The following is a 16,011-nucleotide window of genomic DNA, read 5'->3' as shown; positions in this document are numbered from 1 at the left end:
GCTCGACTTGCATGTGTTAGGCCTGCCGCCAGCGTTCAATCTGAGCCATGATCAAACTCTTCAATTAAAGTTTTTTGAATCTTGCGATTCGGCTCAATGAATTCTGATTGCTTATCTCACCGAAGCGAAATAAGTCTTTGTACATATTACTATGAACATTCATCGTTGCATTGAGTTTAAATTTTTTGATTGCCAACATTCCGAAGAACAGAAGACAATTTCGAATAACTCAATACCTGTGAATGCCCACACAGATTACTTGATAAATTGTTAAAGAGCGTGATGTCGATTTTTCAGACATCGCCGTAAGACGCTAGGTCGTTGGCTTGGGCTGCGTATTCTACGCAATCCCTTTATGGCGTCAAGTGTTTTTTCAAACTTCTTTTTGCCTGTTATCAACACCACTAAGTGGTTGCTCATAACGCTAACCGGTTTTTGCTTTCGCTGTCTGCCGTGTCAGTGGATGCGCATTATAGGCAGCTTAAGATTTAGTGCAAGCGCTTTTATTAATGAAATCTTTTGAATGCCCAACTTTTATGCAGATTGATTCTTTTTTAACTTTTTCGGTTAAAGAAGCGTCTTTAACTAAATAGCAAAATGGTTATTTTTGATATTAAAGTTACTTTTGAGCTCAATTTTTCAACAGTAGTCTGGTTTATCTGGTAATTTTTAATTAGTATGTAATAGTATTTAACAGTTATTTATCATTTTTATATTCATTAGAGATTATTTTATGCAGAAATCATTCGTGATTGTTTTGATTGCGGCGCTTCTTGGCGCTTTTGTTTTTTTTCAGTTTAACGGTACACCATCTTCGGTTGCGTTTATTGCTGGTGTAGTCGTTGCGACGTTAATTTTCACCTTTATACCTTCTAGCGGTTCAAGCTCGTCTGATGAACCTTATGTTGGTCCTACTATGACACTATATGTAGGTAACTTGCCTTACCGTGTTCATGAAGGAGAAGTAAAGGCATTGTTTGGCGAATACGGACCGGTTAACTCAGTTCGTTTAGTGCGAGACCGTAAAACAGGACGTCGTAAAGGATTTGGTTTTGTTGAGATGTCTGAATCAGGTGCACAGAAAGCCATGTCGAAATTAAATGACTACAGCTTTCAAGAGCGCACATTAAAGGTAAGAGAAGCTAAATCACAAGAATCTGATTCAGAGAATAGCTAATCGCTATTGAAGCTGATTCTTAGTACTCCTTAAGCACTGTTGTTAGTCGGTTATGGTTACCAGCGAAAAATCACTAAAACCATAATCGACTAATGTTGCTTTAAGCCCTTGGCTAATCTGTTTGGTATAACATGCCTGTAGTTGTTTATTACCATTATGTTCTTTACTCAGTAGAAACCTCACCCGCTTTGCTATCGCCTCTCCAGAATCTAGTAGTGTTACCCCATCACCGAGATAATGACTAATTTCTGCTGCTATCATTGGAAAATGAGTACAGCCCAGTACGAGTACATCAATATTCGATGCAGCAATGGGTGCTAGGATATGATTGAGTTTATCGATATCAATTGGTTGTTGAGCGACATAAAGCTCTGCAAGTAAGACTAAATCTGACGTGCCAAATAATTCAACCTTACAGTTTCCTGCAAATTGATTGATTAACGCTTGAGTATAATCGCGTTTAACCGTACCCGGTGTGGCCAATAAACCAATGTGTTTTTTCTTTGATAACATGGCTGCTGGCTTGATAGCAGGAACAACCCCCACTACTGGTATAGTTAATTGTTGACGTAATAATGGCAATACTAGAGTACTGGCAGTGTTACAGGCAACCACCACAATACTGGCATTAAGGCGCTGAGCATGATGGGTGATCAATGCAACACAGCCTGTTATTAACTCTTGCTCTGACAAATTGCCATAAGGTAAACGTGCATTATCGAATAAGTAACAATAATCATGCTGTGGCAGTTGTTTTCTAATTTCATTCAATACCGACAATCCGCCGATACCAGAGTCAAATACTAAAATAGGTCCAGACAATATGGGCTCCCAATATGAATGTGCGCAGCATTAATGTTCATGATATTTTATACTTAGGTGCGTAGCACTAGACATCAGCGTCATTTAGTATAATATTTGCGCCCTTTTTTACAGCCTTTGGTGGACGATATGAATTTAGCTGCAATGGATCCTAAAAACTACGATGCACAATTACAACAAAAGCGCATCAAGCTAGAAAAGACCTTTGCCGATTTCAATCCACCAGCGCTTGAAGTCTTTGCTTCTGAGCCTATGCATTACCGCATGCGTGCTGAGTTTAGAATGTGGCATGATGGTGATGACTTATATTACTACATGTTTGATAAAGCACTGAATGCAAAAGTGCGTTGCGATCAATATTTACCCGCAGGTGTGCTCATTAATGAAATGATGGCAGAGCTGATTGCGGAGTTAATCCCCAATCCAGCGCTACGTTATAAGCTGTTTCAAATTGATTTTTTATCGACCTTGAGTGGCGAAATATTAGTGTCTTTATTGTATCACCGCCAGCTTGATGAAGAATGGCGTGAGCAGGCGACGCTCTTGAAAGCAAAGTTATCGGCTCAATTTAATGTCAATATTATTGGCCGTGCGCGTAAGCAAAAAATCGATTTAGACAAAGATTATGTCACCGAGACGCTAACAATCAATGCTAAGCAATTACATTATAAGCAGATAGAAAATAGCTTTACCCAGCCAAACGCTAAAGTATCGGTAAAAATGTTGGAGTGGGCTATCGATGTCACTCAGAATAGCCAAGGTGATTTACTTGAACTGTATTGTGGCAATGGCAACTTTACCATTGCATTAGCGCAAAACTTTAAGCGTGTATTAGCAACCGAGCTGGCAAAACCTTCGGTTGATGCAGCGCAATATAATATCGATATTAATCAAGTAAATAATGTTCAGATTATACGGATGTCAGCAGAAGACTTTAGTGATGCAATGGCTAAAAAACGTCAGTTTAGACGCTTAGAAGGTATCGATTTAGACAGTTACGATTGCAATACGATTTTTGTCGACCCACCACGTGCAGGAATTGATCCTGAAACATTGAAGCTGATCCAAGGTTATGAGCGGATTTTATATATCTCTTGTAACCCAGAAACACTCAATGACAATTTACAGACCTTAAGCCAAACCCACAAAATTTCTCGCTTCGCGTTATTTGACCAATTTCCTTATACCGACCATATGGAGTCGGGAGTATTGTTACAACGCAAGTAACGCAAATTAACCAAACAGGGCGCTAATGATTAGCGCCCTGTTTGTTTCTGATGTGCTTAGAGTGAGTTTATATCGTAATCGTTTATGCTCGGTTATCCATTTTATGCTGCAAAGCTTCAGCACCAGTAGCAACCATACGCAGTTGTAACACTAATTGGTCAGCCAAAGCTCTTCGCTCGCTGCGTTTTGAATCTAACGCTGATGCTCCAGCATTAAAGACTAAAATAACTAAAGATTCAGCTTGAGCACGCGCAAGTAAAGGTGTGCGCTTAGCTTGTGCTTCAGTGTAATGAGCAAGCTCAGAAATAAAATGTTCAATTTCACGTTCAACTGCAGCTCTAAATGCAGCAGAGGTGCCAGAACGTTCATGTAACAATATTCGAAACACGTTTGGATTTGATTCCAATACTTCCATAAAAGTGTCAACAGAAATACGGATTACACTGCCACCAGCCTCAGCACGTTGGCGACCTTTTCGCATCATTTGCCGTAAGGTTAATCCACCTTCATCAACCATGGTTAAGCCAAGCTCGTTCATATCTTTAAAATGACGATAGAATGATGTGGGGGCAATACCAGCTTCTCGCGCAACTTCACGTAAGCTTAAGCTGGAAAAACTTCGCTCTGCACTAAGTTGATTAAATGCTGCGTCTACTAATGCACGACGGGTTTTTTCCTTTTGTTGCGCTCTTACACCCATTTACTAATCCATTCAGTCAATATTAATTCAACGATAATACCGTTTTTAAAACAGAAACACAGCCCTGTTAAGCTTGACCATGACTAGCCGCCCAAGTTAAATTAGCGTACAATTGTACGCTCAACTTATTTAAACCTATTATTGGAACCCTATTAAATGAAAAAACCTCCAATCATTTGGCTTAATACCTTGTTATTTGCCATTACTTTCATCGGCGCTGCGGTATTAATCCCTTGGCGTGGTTTTACCCATGGCTTTGATGGCATTGAATGGATTGCATTTGTTGTTTTCGCTTACGCAAGTGGTCTATCGATTACTGCGGGTTACCACAGATTATGGTCACATAAAGCTTATAAAGCTCACCCATCCGTGCGATTTTTATATGCATTAGGTGGAGCATTAGCATTACAGAACAGCGCACTACATTGGTGTAGTGATCATCGTATTCATCATAAACATGTTGATAATAATGATAAAGACCCATACTCCGCTAAAATGGGATTCTGGTACAGCCACATAGGCTGGATGCTGCGCGAATACCAAGCCAGCCGTTACAGTGACTACAACAACGTACGTGATTTACAAAATGACCCTATCGTTATGTGGCAACACAAGCACTATTTAGCCTTAGTGATTTTAATGAATATTGCTTTGCCTGCATTTATCGGCTGGTTGAATGGCGATATTTTATCAATGGTACTCATGGCAGGCTTATTGCGTTTGGTGGTAGTACATCACTGTACCTTCTTTATCAACTCATTAGCTCATATCTGGGGTAAACAACCATACACAGATAAAAATTCCGCCAAAGATAATGCTTTTCTAGCATTGCTGACATATGGCGAGGGCTATCACAACTTCCATCACATTTTTGAAAATGATTATCGTAATGGCATTAAGTGGTGGGACTATGATCCAACCAAATGGCTCATCAAACTAATGAGTTGGTTTGGCTTGGCAACTGATTTACGTAAAGTGTCGCAAGAGCGTATTGAAAGTGCACGTTTGCAAATGCAGTTGTTACAAGCACAAAATAAGGTGGCTCACTTACCAAACTGCGATGAAATTATAGAAAGTTTTCAAGCAGAGTATGAGCTGATGAAGCAACACTTAGTTGACTATTATCAAGCTAAAAAGAGCTTGTTAGAGGCGAAACGCAAGCAACTTACAGATCACAATCTGAAACAACAAGTACAATTATTGCGTAACCAATTTCTTGAACAACAACGTAATTGGAAAAGCCTAACAGCTGCTTATACGTCGTAAGTTTTTAACAATATACAAAAGGTCACGCATATGCGTGACCTTTTTTGTTTTGAGCAACTAAACTCGAACATAGTGTGTTAATTAAATTGCTGTGTCACCTGCTGTTGCAACACTTTACAATTGGTGAGACTGCCATCAACGGAAGGCGCAATACTTACCGAGACTTTAGACCAAAAACGTTTAGGTAAAGTAGTAAGCGCATGCCCGCCTTTATGGCTAAAATAAGATCCCCACAATCCAGTTAATGCTAACGGTATAACAGTAACGGGATCACGTTGTAATATTTTGTCTATACCAGGTCTAAACTCACCTATATCTCCATCTGGGGTTAACCTGCCTTCAGGAAAAATACACACCAACTCATCATTAGCCAGTGCTTGGTGTATCTGTTCAAACGCATTAAGGTATGTCGCCTCACACTTCTTAGGTGAACAAATCGGGATCACGCCTGCATGTCTAAAGACATACTTTAATAATGGGATCTCGCTAATCGACTTATCCATCACAAACCGGATTGGCCTTGTGGATGCGCCCATAATAATAAGAGCATCGACATAACTCACATGATTACTGACAATAATGCCAGCCCCCTGCAATGGAATATGCTCTCGCCCAGACACTCTCACCCGGTACATCACATGACTGAGTAAGTAACTAATAAAACGTTGGGTAAACTCAGGTACTTGTGAATACACATATAGCAGCACAATAAGGTTTAGTGCACCTATGAGTGTAAACAACTCAGGTATGCTCCAATTGAACACACTTAATAGCACCATAGATAATATGGCAGACCCCACCATAAAAAATGCATTGATAATATTATTTGCCGCAATCGCCTGAGCACATTCTTGCTTCTCTGCACGAGTTTGTATAAAAGCGTACAAGGGCACAATAAACAAACCACCACTTAAACCAACCAGAAATAAATCAATCATCAACCGATAATGTTGGGCGTTAGCAATGAAGGCTTCAAAACTGTACACAAACCCCAATTCAATCGATGCAGTTGGAATGGCGCTGATCATATCAAAACTGAACACGCTCAGGCCCAAAACCCCAAACGGTAATAGTCCCAGCTCAACATGGCCAAAAGAGAAACGTTCACACACGAATGAACCAACGGCAATACCAATAGAAAAAAGCGCTAATAACAATGACATTACCGTGACATCTGCATGTAAATGCAATTTGGCAAAATTAGGAAACTGAGTCAGATAAGTCGCACCCAAAAACCAAAACCAACTAATGGCTAAAATGGCCATCCAAATTGAAGTGGTTTCACGAGCTTTATTGATGCAGCGCCACGTACCAGAAAACAGAGAGAACTTATTCGGGTTAAGCTCCCCTTGCGCGGGCAATGAAGGTATAGCGCGACTAGCAAGATAACCTGCAACGGCTAATACGGTTACCGTTATAGCGGCCCAAACTAAACCATTTTCGTTTGACACTACGAGGCCGGCGCTTAACGTCCCAATGAGAATCGATAAGAAGGTACCCATTTCAACTAACGCATTACCTTTTACCAACTCTTGTTCACTAAGTGCTTGTGGTAGTAATGAATACTTTACTGGGCCAAAGTACGCCGACTGACTGCCAGTTAAAAACAGGAGTACTAACATAATCATGTAACTTTGGGTCACGATCGCAATCGCGGCGGTAGACATGATGATTAACTCTAAAAGCTTTAATCGTCTTATCAGCTTTGCTTTATCCATATTATCGGCCACGATACCGGCATGGGCTGAAAACAGAAAAAACGGTAAAATAAATACCCCTGCCGCTAAGTTAACAAATAAATTAACATCAATTGGTAATGCACTTAATTGGCTGTAGGTCACCAATAACAGCAACACATTCTTATAAAAGTTATCATTTAACGCACCTAAACATAAGGTGGCAAAATAAGGGAAAAATCGTTTCGTTAGTAACATGTAAATTCCTTTTTAATGCTCATTCCTGCGATATAACTCTGTACATGACTGATGAGCATGTCCTGTAAACACGATTGCTCCTCAAATAATTTACCATCTAGTGCTAAAGATGTTAACCCATGAATAGCGCCCCACAATACTCTGCTCATCATTTCAATTTTTTGGCTGTCGGCCTCTGGAAAGTATTGTAATAATTGTGATTCAACTAGACCAAACAATGACTTTATTAAGCTTAAATGCGCAATTGGTAAAGGCTGATCATCGGGCATACTTAACTCAAATACTAAACGAAAACAACGCCGATTCTGCAAGGCAAACTCACTATAAATTGTCGCCATCTGCTGAATATTCAAAAGTGGATTATCATTCATCTCCAACGATAACTTGGTGGCTAGCTGCGCTAATGTCTGCTCTGACACCGCTAATAATAGATAATGATAACTACCAAATATATTAATCAGTGTACTTGGTACATAGCCTATTAGACTGGCCACCTTCCTTAAACTCAACGTTTCAATATTGTCATGCTGCAGATGCATTACGACGGCTTCAATAGCCATAGTCTTTATTTGCTCATGAGTATGTTCTTTACGTCTTGCCAAAGTGATCACCTAACATCAGTTATCTTGATTGGAAGGTAAGTTAACAGCAAACAAAATAAAAAAACAACGTTCATAATAATATTTTTATCCGTTTTAAATGGTCGACTAAATTTGATAAACGGCTAAAAAACAAGATATTTGGGCCAATAGTGATTATAATTACCGCTCAATACGCCATCAAAGATCAACCAATATGTCTCAGCAAGCAATTAAACTTACCGAATATAGCCATGGCGCAGGCTGCGGCTGTAAGATTTCTCCTAAAGTGTTAAGTACCATTCTTGCATCACAACTCCCCGTCTTTACTGATCCTAATTTATTAGTTGGTAATCAAACTCGTGACGATGCTGCCGTTTATAAGCTTAACGAACAAACTGGCATTATCAGTACTACAGACTTCTTTATGCCTATTGTGGATGATCCGTTTACCTTTGGTCGAATTGCAGCCACTAATGCCATAAGCGACATATACGCTATGGGTGGCACTCCGATTATGGCAATTGCCATTTTAGGTTGGCCCATTAATATATTACCCGCAGAAATTGCCCAACAAGTTGTTGATGGTGGACGCCAAGCCTGTGCTGATGCAGGTATTATGCTGGCTGGCGGTCACAGTATTGATTCTCCAGAGCCGATTTTTGGTTTAGCTGTAACAGGACAAATTCCGCTTGAGCGAGTAAAGCAAAATAATACTGCTAAAGCAGGCGATCGTTTGTACCTCACTAAACCCATTGGTATTGGCATTCTGACTACCGCACAAAAACAGAAAAAACTTCGAGAGGAAGACAGTCAAATTGCACCTGATGCTATGTGTCAGCTCAATAATATAGGGGTTGATATCGCTAAAATAGATGGTGTTAACGCGCTAACTGACGTAACAGGATTTGGACTTGCTGGCCACTTGATTGAAGTCTGCCAAGGCGCACAACTTAAAGCTAACTTAGTGTTATCCAAAGTTCCTCTTCTTGCTAAAGTCAGTGACTACCTTGCATTAGGTTGTATACCAGGCGGGACCCATCGTAATTTTGACAGTTACAGTGAGTATTTACCGCCCTTAACTGATCATCAGAAAGCCATTATCTGCGATCCACAGACTAGTGGCGGGTTATTAGTTAGTGTCAGTGCAGAGGCTGAACATGAACTGACACAATTATTAGAAACCAATGGCATTGAAGCGATTTGTATAGGCATGCTCAATACCTATGAACCTCATACTAGCGGACACAATATCCTTGTGGAATTAAGCTAATGAGCATGGTCATCCCCAGCTCAGAATATGGCAGACTTTTATTAGAAAATCGTTCATTAATCGACGTACGTGCCCCCATTGAATTTACTAAAGGAGCCTTTAGTCACTCGATTAATTTACCATTAATGCAAGATAGTGAGCGCGAAAAAGTCGGTACTTGCTATAAAAAGCATGGCCAAGATGCTGCTATCGCATTAGGTCATGAGTTGGTAAAAGGTAATGTTAAGCAACAGCGTATAGATGCTTGGCTCACTCAGTTGACACAACATCCGGACAGTTATTTATATTGTTTTCGTGGTGGTTTACGCTCAAAATTATCCCAGCAATGGATTAAAGAATCTGGCATGCATATCCCTTATATTGAAGGGGGTTATAAAGCCATGCGTACTTTTTTAATTAATACTATTGAGCAAGCACCCAGTCACTCTAAAGTACTTATCTTGAGCGGCATAACCGGCAGTGGTAAAACGGAAGTGATTAATCAACGAGATGAGTCGGTCGATCTTGAAGGTATTGCCAATCATAGAGGATCGAGCTTTGGTAAGAATATCGACCCTCAACCCAGCCAAATTAACTTTGAAAATACCTTAGCAGTGGCATTACTCTCGCATCAACAACAGCATCATCGTCATTTATTATTAGAAGATGAAAGTATTCTGATTGGTCGCTCTGCACTACCACACAGTTTTTACCACGCCATGCAACAAGCTGATATTATTTTGCTTGATGAGCCATTAGATGCACGTTTGCCGCGTTTACTCCACGACTATGTAGAAAGTAAACTCGCTGATTACGTGTCTCTTTTAGGTGAACAAGCTGGTTTCGATGCATTTAAAGCTTATTTGACTCAAAGCTTATTAGGGATCCGTAAACGCTTAGGTGGTAAACAACATCAAGAATTACAGAGCTTGGTTGACGATGCACTTAATATGCAACAAAACCAAAATGATACCAGTAAACATTTAGACTGGATAAGCCTGTTACTCGATATTTATTATGATCCTATGTATCTGTATCAACTTGAAAAGAAACGCGACAGAGTTATCTTTCAAGGCGACAGACAAGCGATACATCAATGGTTAGATAGTCATCAATCAACAATTTAAACAAAATGCCCTCAAATGAGGGCATTTTTGTGTGTATCTGAGCGGGTATAATTAAATCTAGTCACAGTCGTAGCAAGCTCACTGGTATTAACGGATAAAACCTCACACTGCCATCAGTGTTTACACCATATGGTCGCATTTTATAGTTTCGGATGACTATAGTTGCTAAGTATGTTATTAATAAATTAACACCTGTTCAAAAAAACAACACACCCAAAGAACCAATCAATACCCATTAAAAAACATATAAATTAATTAGTTAACAATATATCCCACGGAAGATTAGCGCTACCTACTACGATAAAGTTTGGATTTTCAAGTGTTTCACGTTCATTATAGGTCAAAGGCTGTAAATTAATATCAATCAAGGCTCCACCCGCTTCTTCAATAATAATCTGCGCAGCACCAGTATCCCACTCACCTGTCGGCCCTAAACGGACATAGCAATCGGCACGCCCTTCTGCGACTAAACAACTTTTTAATGCTGCACCACCCATTACCACTAACTCACAACGATTAGGTTTGTTAAGCAGCTTTAATACCGATTGCGGATCTTGACGACGGCTGACCGCTAAACGTAAATTCTCAGGTTCATCACCGGTTAATTGTTTACTGGTAATACGGATCTCATTTTTACCATCACGCTTATAAGCACCTAAGCCCGCAATAGCGTAATAGCACACTTTAGTCATCGGCACATAGACCACTCCCATGATAGGTCGGTTATGTTCCACCAAAGCAATAATGACAGAAAAATCACCACTTCCAGCAATAAATTCGCCAGTGCCATCTAATGGATCAACTAACCAATAGCGCTTCCACGTTTCGCGGACACTTAAAGGAATATCAGCGGCTTCTTCACTTAGGATGGGGATATCAGGCGTTAGCTCAGCTAACTTACGACAAATAAGATCGTGGGCAGCTAAATCTGCAGACGTTACAGGGGTATTGTCTGACTTAGTTTCGCGTTTAAAGTTACCTTTGAGATAAATTTCGCGAATCGTTTGCCCAGCTTCCGTTGCAATGTCTATGACTTGCTCGATTACATCTTCTGGCTTCATTACTACTCCAATTGCTGGATTCGATAAGGATGACCTGACAAGGACACCTATAAACAAGGCTATCGCCTACTGTATGTATGGTTATATGCAGAATTAATACACCAAATGAATTGACTCATTAGTTAGCAAAATTCACCCTCAACTATTTTCATCGGTAAGGTTATGCATTGATATATTCAAATATTGCTGAGTTAAAAAAAGTGCGCTCACACTGCGAGACTCTGAAAAGTCGACATTATCGAGTAATAGCTGCCAATCAGATAGTGGCCAAGGGATCACGTCAATCGGTTCAGGTTCATCACCTTCTAAACGACTAGGATACAATTTTTCAGCAACAAAAATATGCATTTTGCTGGAAAAGTAGCCTGGCGCAAGCGATAGCTCTTTTAGATGGGTTAATTGATAACTGCCAAAACCAATTTCTTCTTGAAGCTCACGATTGGCGGCTTCAACAGCCGTTTCACCGGGATCGATCAACCCTTTAGGAAAGCCTAGTTCATAATTATCAGTGCCGGCAGCATATTCGCTAGCTAATAATAAATTACCTTGATGAATAGGCACAATCATCACAGCACCTCTGCTACCGCCTTTCATTCTTTCATATTGACGTTCTACGCCATTAGAAAACTTAAGGTGTACCTGCTCAATTTGAAACAGTCGGCTTTTGGCAACAATTTCGGTATGCAGGATTTCCGGCTTTTTATGCCGCTGTGTCATTGAAGCCTCGTCAAATGATGTCGTTTTCGCAAGCTTCAATCTTATACCAAACACAAAAATAATGTGACCTGTTTTTATCGGCAGAAAACGTCTTAAACAGCGATAAATGGTGATGATATAAGCTGATAACGACTCAAAACAGCAGAAAATAAAGACATAAAAAATATCCTCTTATCTAAGCATTAGAAATAACATGCTGATAAGAGGATATAAAAACCACTAAAAATTAAAACTGATAGCGAAGATTGAATTGATAGCTCAATATATCGTTAGGTGCCAAAGCGATATAATCCATCCCTAAACCTGCAGACCAGTTGCGAGTAAATTGATAGTTTAAATGCACACCTGTGTACCAATCTGTACCATCAAACTGAGTTGTTAACGTCTGTCCTTGAGAATAACTTTTGACTTCAGACTCCCAAACTAACAGCCCTACAGGCACTGAAAATCGCCATCCATCATGCTCGACTAAACTCAAGTCGACACCAACGCTGAACCCCGTAGGTAATATTGGCGATACGGCTTTTAGTAACTCATGATATTGGCCAGTATGTAAACTTTCACCACTTATCTGTGCTGAACCTTCACCAAAGTCTATATAGCCAAGCTCAAAAGCGAGTAACGGTGTAACCTGATAACCAATTGTTAAACCAAAACTGGTATCTGACTTATCAAAAGCCTCTATCTGCCCTGTTGGAATTTCCCGTTGTAATTCCGCTTGGGTGTTAACTGATTCGCTAAAACCAATAATGCCATCCAAATACCAAGGTGATACCGAAGATGATCCTTGGGCCTGAACATGGCTCGAACTGACCAGTAACGCCATTAGACTCAATGACAGAACCTTATAGTATTTAAAACTGCCCTCCGGTTTGATACGCAGCATTATCACCAATAGTAACAGACCACTCCAAAGCCAGTGCATGCTACCACCACTTGATTCATTGTCGACAACCTGAGGTTTATAGGCTTCAATTGTCACTATCACATTAGCGGTGGCTTCGCCGCCTTGACCATCGCTGATAGTATAAATCACAGTATCGACGCCCTCAAAACCAGCTTTTGGTATGTAACGTACCTTATTATTTTCAATCATCACGCCACCTTGTTGAGCGCTAACTGCGATCAAACTCAATACCTGATTATCGGGGTCGCTATCATTGCTCAAGACATCCAATATCAAGCTTGTTTTATCATCGGTATTGGCCATATCATCCACTGCAATTGGGGCTCTATTCGCCACAACTGTCACGGTTAACTTGTTGCTACCAGTCCCACCGTTACCATCACTTATGCTATACACCAATACATCTATCCCAATGAAATCTTCCGCTGGCAAGTAACTTATTTGCTGATTATCCAACACCTCAGCAGTACCAAACTGACTGCTCACTTGCTTAACCGTCAAGGTATCGCCATCTGCGTCACTGTCGTTTGCCAGTACGTCAATTTCAATACCCTGATTAGCTAGCACTGTAATAGCATCGGCAACCGCAAGGGGTAATGCATTGCCATTCAGCATTACAGCAACCCCACCAGGATCAACTATGTTGCCATTAGCTATGCCATCGTCATCATTCGGGCCGCCATCTTCTATGGTTAATTGCACACACCAATGGCCTTCAGTTAATCCAGGCTGCCATTCAGCTGCGCCTGGTGGAGGACAATAACCCGGATTACCCGCAATAGACATGACTGAGTTGTTGGCGTTAGACACAAATTCTTGCCAACTACCACGTACAAACTTGCGATACACGGCATTCATGGGTACGGGTAAGGTTTGAGGTATAACAACAGTAACGCTGTCTCCCAATCTAGGGATATCCGTAAGTTCAAAATCAAACAGACCACCGAGATTATCCGCTTGTAGATCCTCGATTAAATCATCCTCTTGAATTTCGATCCCATCGCTTCCATTGAGTTGCGCAGTGTTACCTAAGCGCAAACACACGCCTGACTGACTTTCGGCAAGGAAGTTTGACTGTTCAAGACTTTTTTCTTGCAGCACGTTACATTCATTAATTGCATCAAGATAATCGGCGATGCCATCGCTGTCTGTGTCAGTAAAACCTTCTTGATCATCCGGTATTAAATCGCCATCAGAATCGTCACCGCTAAGTATTAGTAATGCTGATTTAACCAACAAGGTTAATTGCACCGTTGTCGATAATTCAGGAATACCATCATCAGTCACGACAACGCTAATCGGATAATTACCCTCATCAAGTCCACTTGGGTCAAAATAACTGCCCTGTTCATCGCTTTCAAGGACTAAGCTGCCTGTAGACCAAACTTCTGAAAGATTATCTAGTGCATTAGCATCGCGAGTTAGAGTTTTAAGATACACCTTGCCATCGACCTTACTCACTTGACTACGCAGTTCATTAGACTGAGTCACTTGAATGCTAGCTTGCGGGGCAATATTGGCTTCAGTAATGATCAAGCGTGTCTCACTCTGGTTACTAATGTTGATGCTTGGGTCTAAGTTGATAATTAGGTCTTCATCGACTTCTGTAATTGCATCATCAAAGATATTGGTGCTAAAACTCGCCGATAAACCTGATTCAATGATAAACACACCATCGACTAAGTCATGGTCATTAGCATCACTACTACCAGACACAGTATAGGGAATCCTCACGGGGTACTGCGGTGAAGGGCCATTTAAGAACACGCTCAATTGCACTTCACTCCCCTCAGCAACAACCTGGTTTCGACTAATCGAAATCAAAGGGTTAACCGTCACTTTCTGGGATTTAATTGAGCTGAGACCTTGGCTATCTGTAGCCTGCCAATAGGCTAAGTGTTCGCCTGGTGCAAATAATTGTTGAGTATTGACTAAAGATACTGCCAGTTTATTGCCGGCTTTATCCACAGCAGTCGCCACACCTAACTTAAGCTTAGTAAACAGCCCTGTCGCGTTAGCGGTAATGTCCGCAGGAACGGTAATCACAGGCGCATCCGCAGAGCTTTCACCAGTAATAATCAGCTGCACTTTGGCATTGCTTCTGCCTTTTTGGCCATCCGAGATGGTATAGCGCAGAGTCACAGGGCCGACAAAATCTGTAGGCGCTTGATACTTAAGCTGCGACGCTACAATTTGTACATCCCCAACATCGGCAGCAGCACCATCAATGGTCAAGTTATCACCATCAACGTCGGTATCATTATCAAGTACAGCAAGGATATAGCTACTGTCGGTTGATACACTTTGGCTATAACTATCATCTACAGCATTAGGTTCATCATTAATTGGGTTAACTTTGATGCTCACTACACCAGGTTGTGAGCTTAGCTCAGCATCTTTGGCAATAAAGCTTATGCTATCGTTACCATTAAAATCAGCCTCTGGCGTGTATAACCAGACCGATCCATGCTTGTCTAACTTACCTGATATTGGCTGAGTTAATACCTCAAAACTAAGGACATCATTTTCAGGATCCGTGGCACTAAAGCTAATGCTCAATGAACCATCTTCGTCTAATGTGACACTGGTGTCGCTCGCAACCGGAGCACTATTGGTAGCATTAACGTCCAAAGTAAATGCTTGCGTCGCAAATAAACCTGCCGCATCGGTTACTTTTAATTCAATGGCATGACTACCAATATTATCTCTATTTGGCACACCGGTTAAGTTACCTGTTGCTGTATCGAAGCTTAACCAAATTGGTATGTTTAAAGCGCTATAAGTGAGAGTATCGCCAACGGTATCTACCGCTGTCAGGGTATAGCTATAACTTGCTCCCTGATCAACATTCAATATTGGACTCGAATTAATCACTGGGGCGCCATTAGGTGTCACACTATTAGAGGCGCTCGACGCGGCACTGGTGCCCGCAGCACTTTGAGCCGTGACACTAAAGGTATACGTCATGCCATTAGTGAGCCCCAAGACCGTTAATGGTGAGCTTACGCCGCTAGCTGTCAAACCACCTGGATTTGAGGTTACGGTATAAGCCGTAATCGCTGCACCACCATTATTACTTGGCGGCGTAAAACTCACCGTCGCTTGAGTATCGCCCGCAGTCGCAGTGCCTATACTCGGCACGCCAGCCACTACAGCATTCACCGCAAAAGTCTGACTTACTTGAGCCGCTGCGGTATAACTGGCATTACCCGCTTGATTGGCATTAATGGTACAGCTTCCTGT

General features: G+C 41.1%; 12 protein-coding genes and 1 rRNA gene. 5 read left to right on the top strand and 8 right to left on the bottom strand.

Features of this window, described 5'->3' with window-relative positions; translation table 11 throughout:
• Positions 1–67: ribosomal RNA gene (locus H5164_RS18210) — 16S ribosomal RNA — on the bottom strand; the annotation flags it as partial.
• Positions 68–733: 666 nt separating this feature from the next.
• Between H5164_RS18210 and H5164_RS18205 the strand changes: the two genes are divergently transcribed.
• Entirely contained in the window at positions 734–1,177 is a 444-nt protein-coding gene (locus H5164_RS18205) for an RNA-binding protein (RefSeq protein ID WP_124017703.1), read from the top strand.
• A gap of 42 nt (positions 1,178–1,219) precedes the next feature.
• Here the strand turns inward: H5164_RS18205 and murI are convergent, their stop codons facing one another.
• Positions 1,220–1,999: a glutamate racemase gene (murI, locus tag H5164_RS18200; RefSeq protein WP_124017704.1), complete on the bottom strand. Its 780-nt coding sequence runs from the start codon at positions 1,997–1,999 to the stop codon at positions 1,220–1,222.
• A gap of 129 nt (positions 2,000–2,128) precedes the next feature.
• Between murI and trmA the strand changes: the two genes are divergently transcribed.
• The gene (gene trmA / locus H5164_RS18195) at positions 2,129–3,226 is read left to right on the top strand and encodes a tRNA (uridine(54)-C5)-methyltransferase TrmA (RefSeq protein ID WP_182757255.1); all 1,098 of its coding nucleotides are present in this window, start codon (positions 2,129–2,131) and stop codon (positions 3,224–3,226) included.
• 82 nt (positions 3,227–3,308) lie between these two features.
• On the opposite strand, the gene fabR is transcribed toward trmA, so the two are convergent.
• Positions 3,309–3,926, bottom strand: a complete 618-nt coding sequence (fabR, locus tag H5164_RS18190) for an HTH-type transcriptional repressor FabR (protein ID WP_124017706.1) — start codon at positions 3,924–3,926, stop codon at positions 3,309–3,311.
• Positions 3,927–4,082: 156 nt separating this feature from the next.
• Between fabR and H5164_RS18185 the strand changes: the two genes are divergently transcribed.
• Complete coding sequence (locus H5164_RS18185; RefSeq protein ID WP_124017707.1) at positions 4,083–5,192, top strand: fatty acid desaturase; 1,110 nt, start codon at positions 4,083–4,085, stop codon at positions 5,190–5,192.
• A gap of 77 nt (positions 5,193–5,269) precedes the next feature.
• Here the strand turns inward: H5164_RS18185 and H5164_RS18180 are convergent, their stop codons facing one another.
• On the bottom strand, positions 5,270–7,126 hold the full coding sequence (locus H5164_RS18180; protein ID WP_182757254.1) for an MFS transporter: 1,857 nt from the start codon (positions 7,124–7,126) through the stop codon (positions 5,270–5,272).
• Positions 7,117–7,728, bottom strand: a complete 612-nt coding sequence (locus H5164_RS18175) for a TetR/AcrR family transcriptional regulator (protein WP_182757253.1) — start codon at positions 7,726–7,728, stop codon at positions 7,117–7,119. Before H5164_RS18175 ends, H5164_RS18180 begins: the two co-directional genes overlap by 10 nt.
• A gap of 193 nt (positions 7,729–7,921) precedes the next feature.
• Between H5164_RS18175 and selD the strand changes: the two genes are divergently transcribed.
• Positions 7,922–8,977: a selenide, water dikinase SelD gene (selD, locus tag H5164_RS18170; RefSeq protein WP_182757252.1), complete on the top strand. Its 1,056-nt coding sequence runs from the start codon at positions 7,922–7,924 to the stop codon at positions 8,975–8,977.
• Positions 8,977–10,083 carry a tRNA 2-selenouridine(34) synthase MnmH gene (mnmH, locus tag H5164_RS18165; protein WP_182757251.1) on the top strand — a complete coding sequence of 369 codons (1,107 nt, stop codon included), beginning with the start codon at positions 8,977–8,979 and terminating at the stop codon, positions 10,081–10,083. The genes selD and mnmH overlap by 1 nt, the downstream gene beginning before the upstream one ends.
• A gap of 251 nt (positions 10,084–10,334) precedes the next feature.
• On the opposite strand, the gene cysQ is transcribed toward mnmH, so the two are convergent.
• The 3 genes from cysQ to H5164_RS20105 form a co-directional block, all read right to left on the bottom strand.
• On the bottom strand, positions 10,335–11,144 hold the full coding sequence (gene cysQ / locus H5164_RS18160) for a 3'(2'),5'-bisphosphate nucleotidase CysQ (protein WP_124017712.1): 810 nt from the start codon (positions 11,142–11,144) through the stop codon (positions 10,335–10,337).
• A gap of 138 nt (positions 11,145–11,282) precedes the next feature.
• A complete protein-coding gene (gene nudE, locus H5164_RS18155; RefSeq protein WP_124017787.1) occupies positions 11,283–11,861 on the bottom strand; it encodes an ADP compounds hydrolase NudE in 579 nt (192 codons plus the stop codon).
• Positions 11,862–12,087: 226 nt separating this feature from the next.
• Positions 12,088–16,011: Ig-like domain-containing protein (locus H5164_RS20105; protein WP_259396865.1), on the bottom strand; the 3,924-nt coding region annotated here is incomplete at its 5' end.

The sequence above is a fragment of the Shewanella sp. SG41-3 genome (assembly GCF_014164545.1).
GTDB lineage: Bacteria > Pseudomonadota > Gammaproteobacteria > Enterobacterales > Shewanellaceae > Shewanella > Shewanella vesiculosa.
This window is presented reverse-complemented; position numbering and strand designations above follow the sequence as displayed.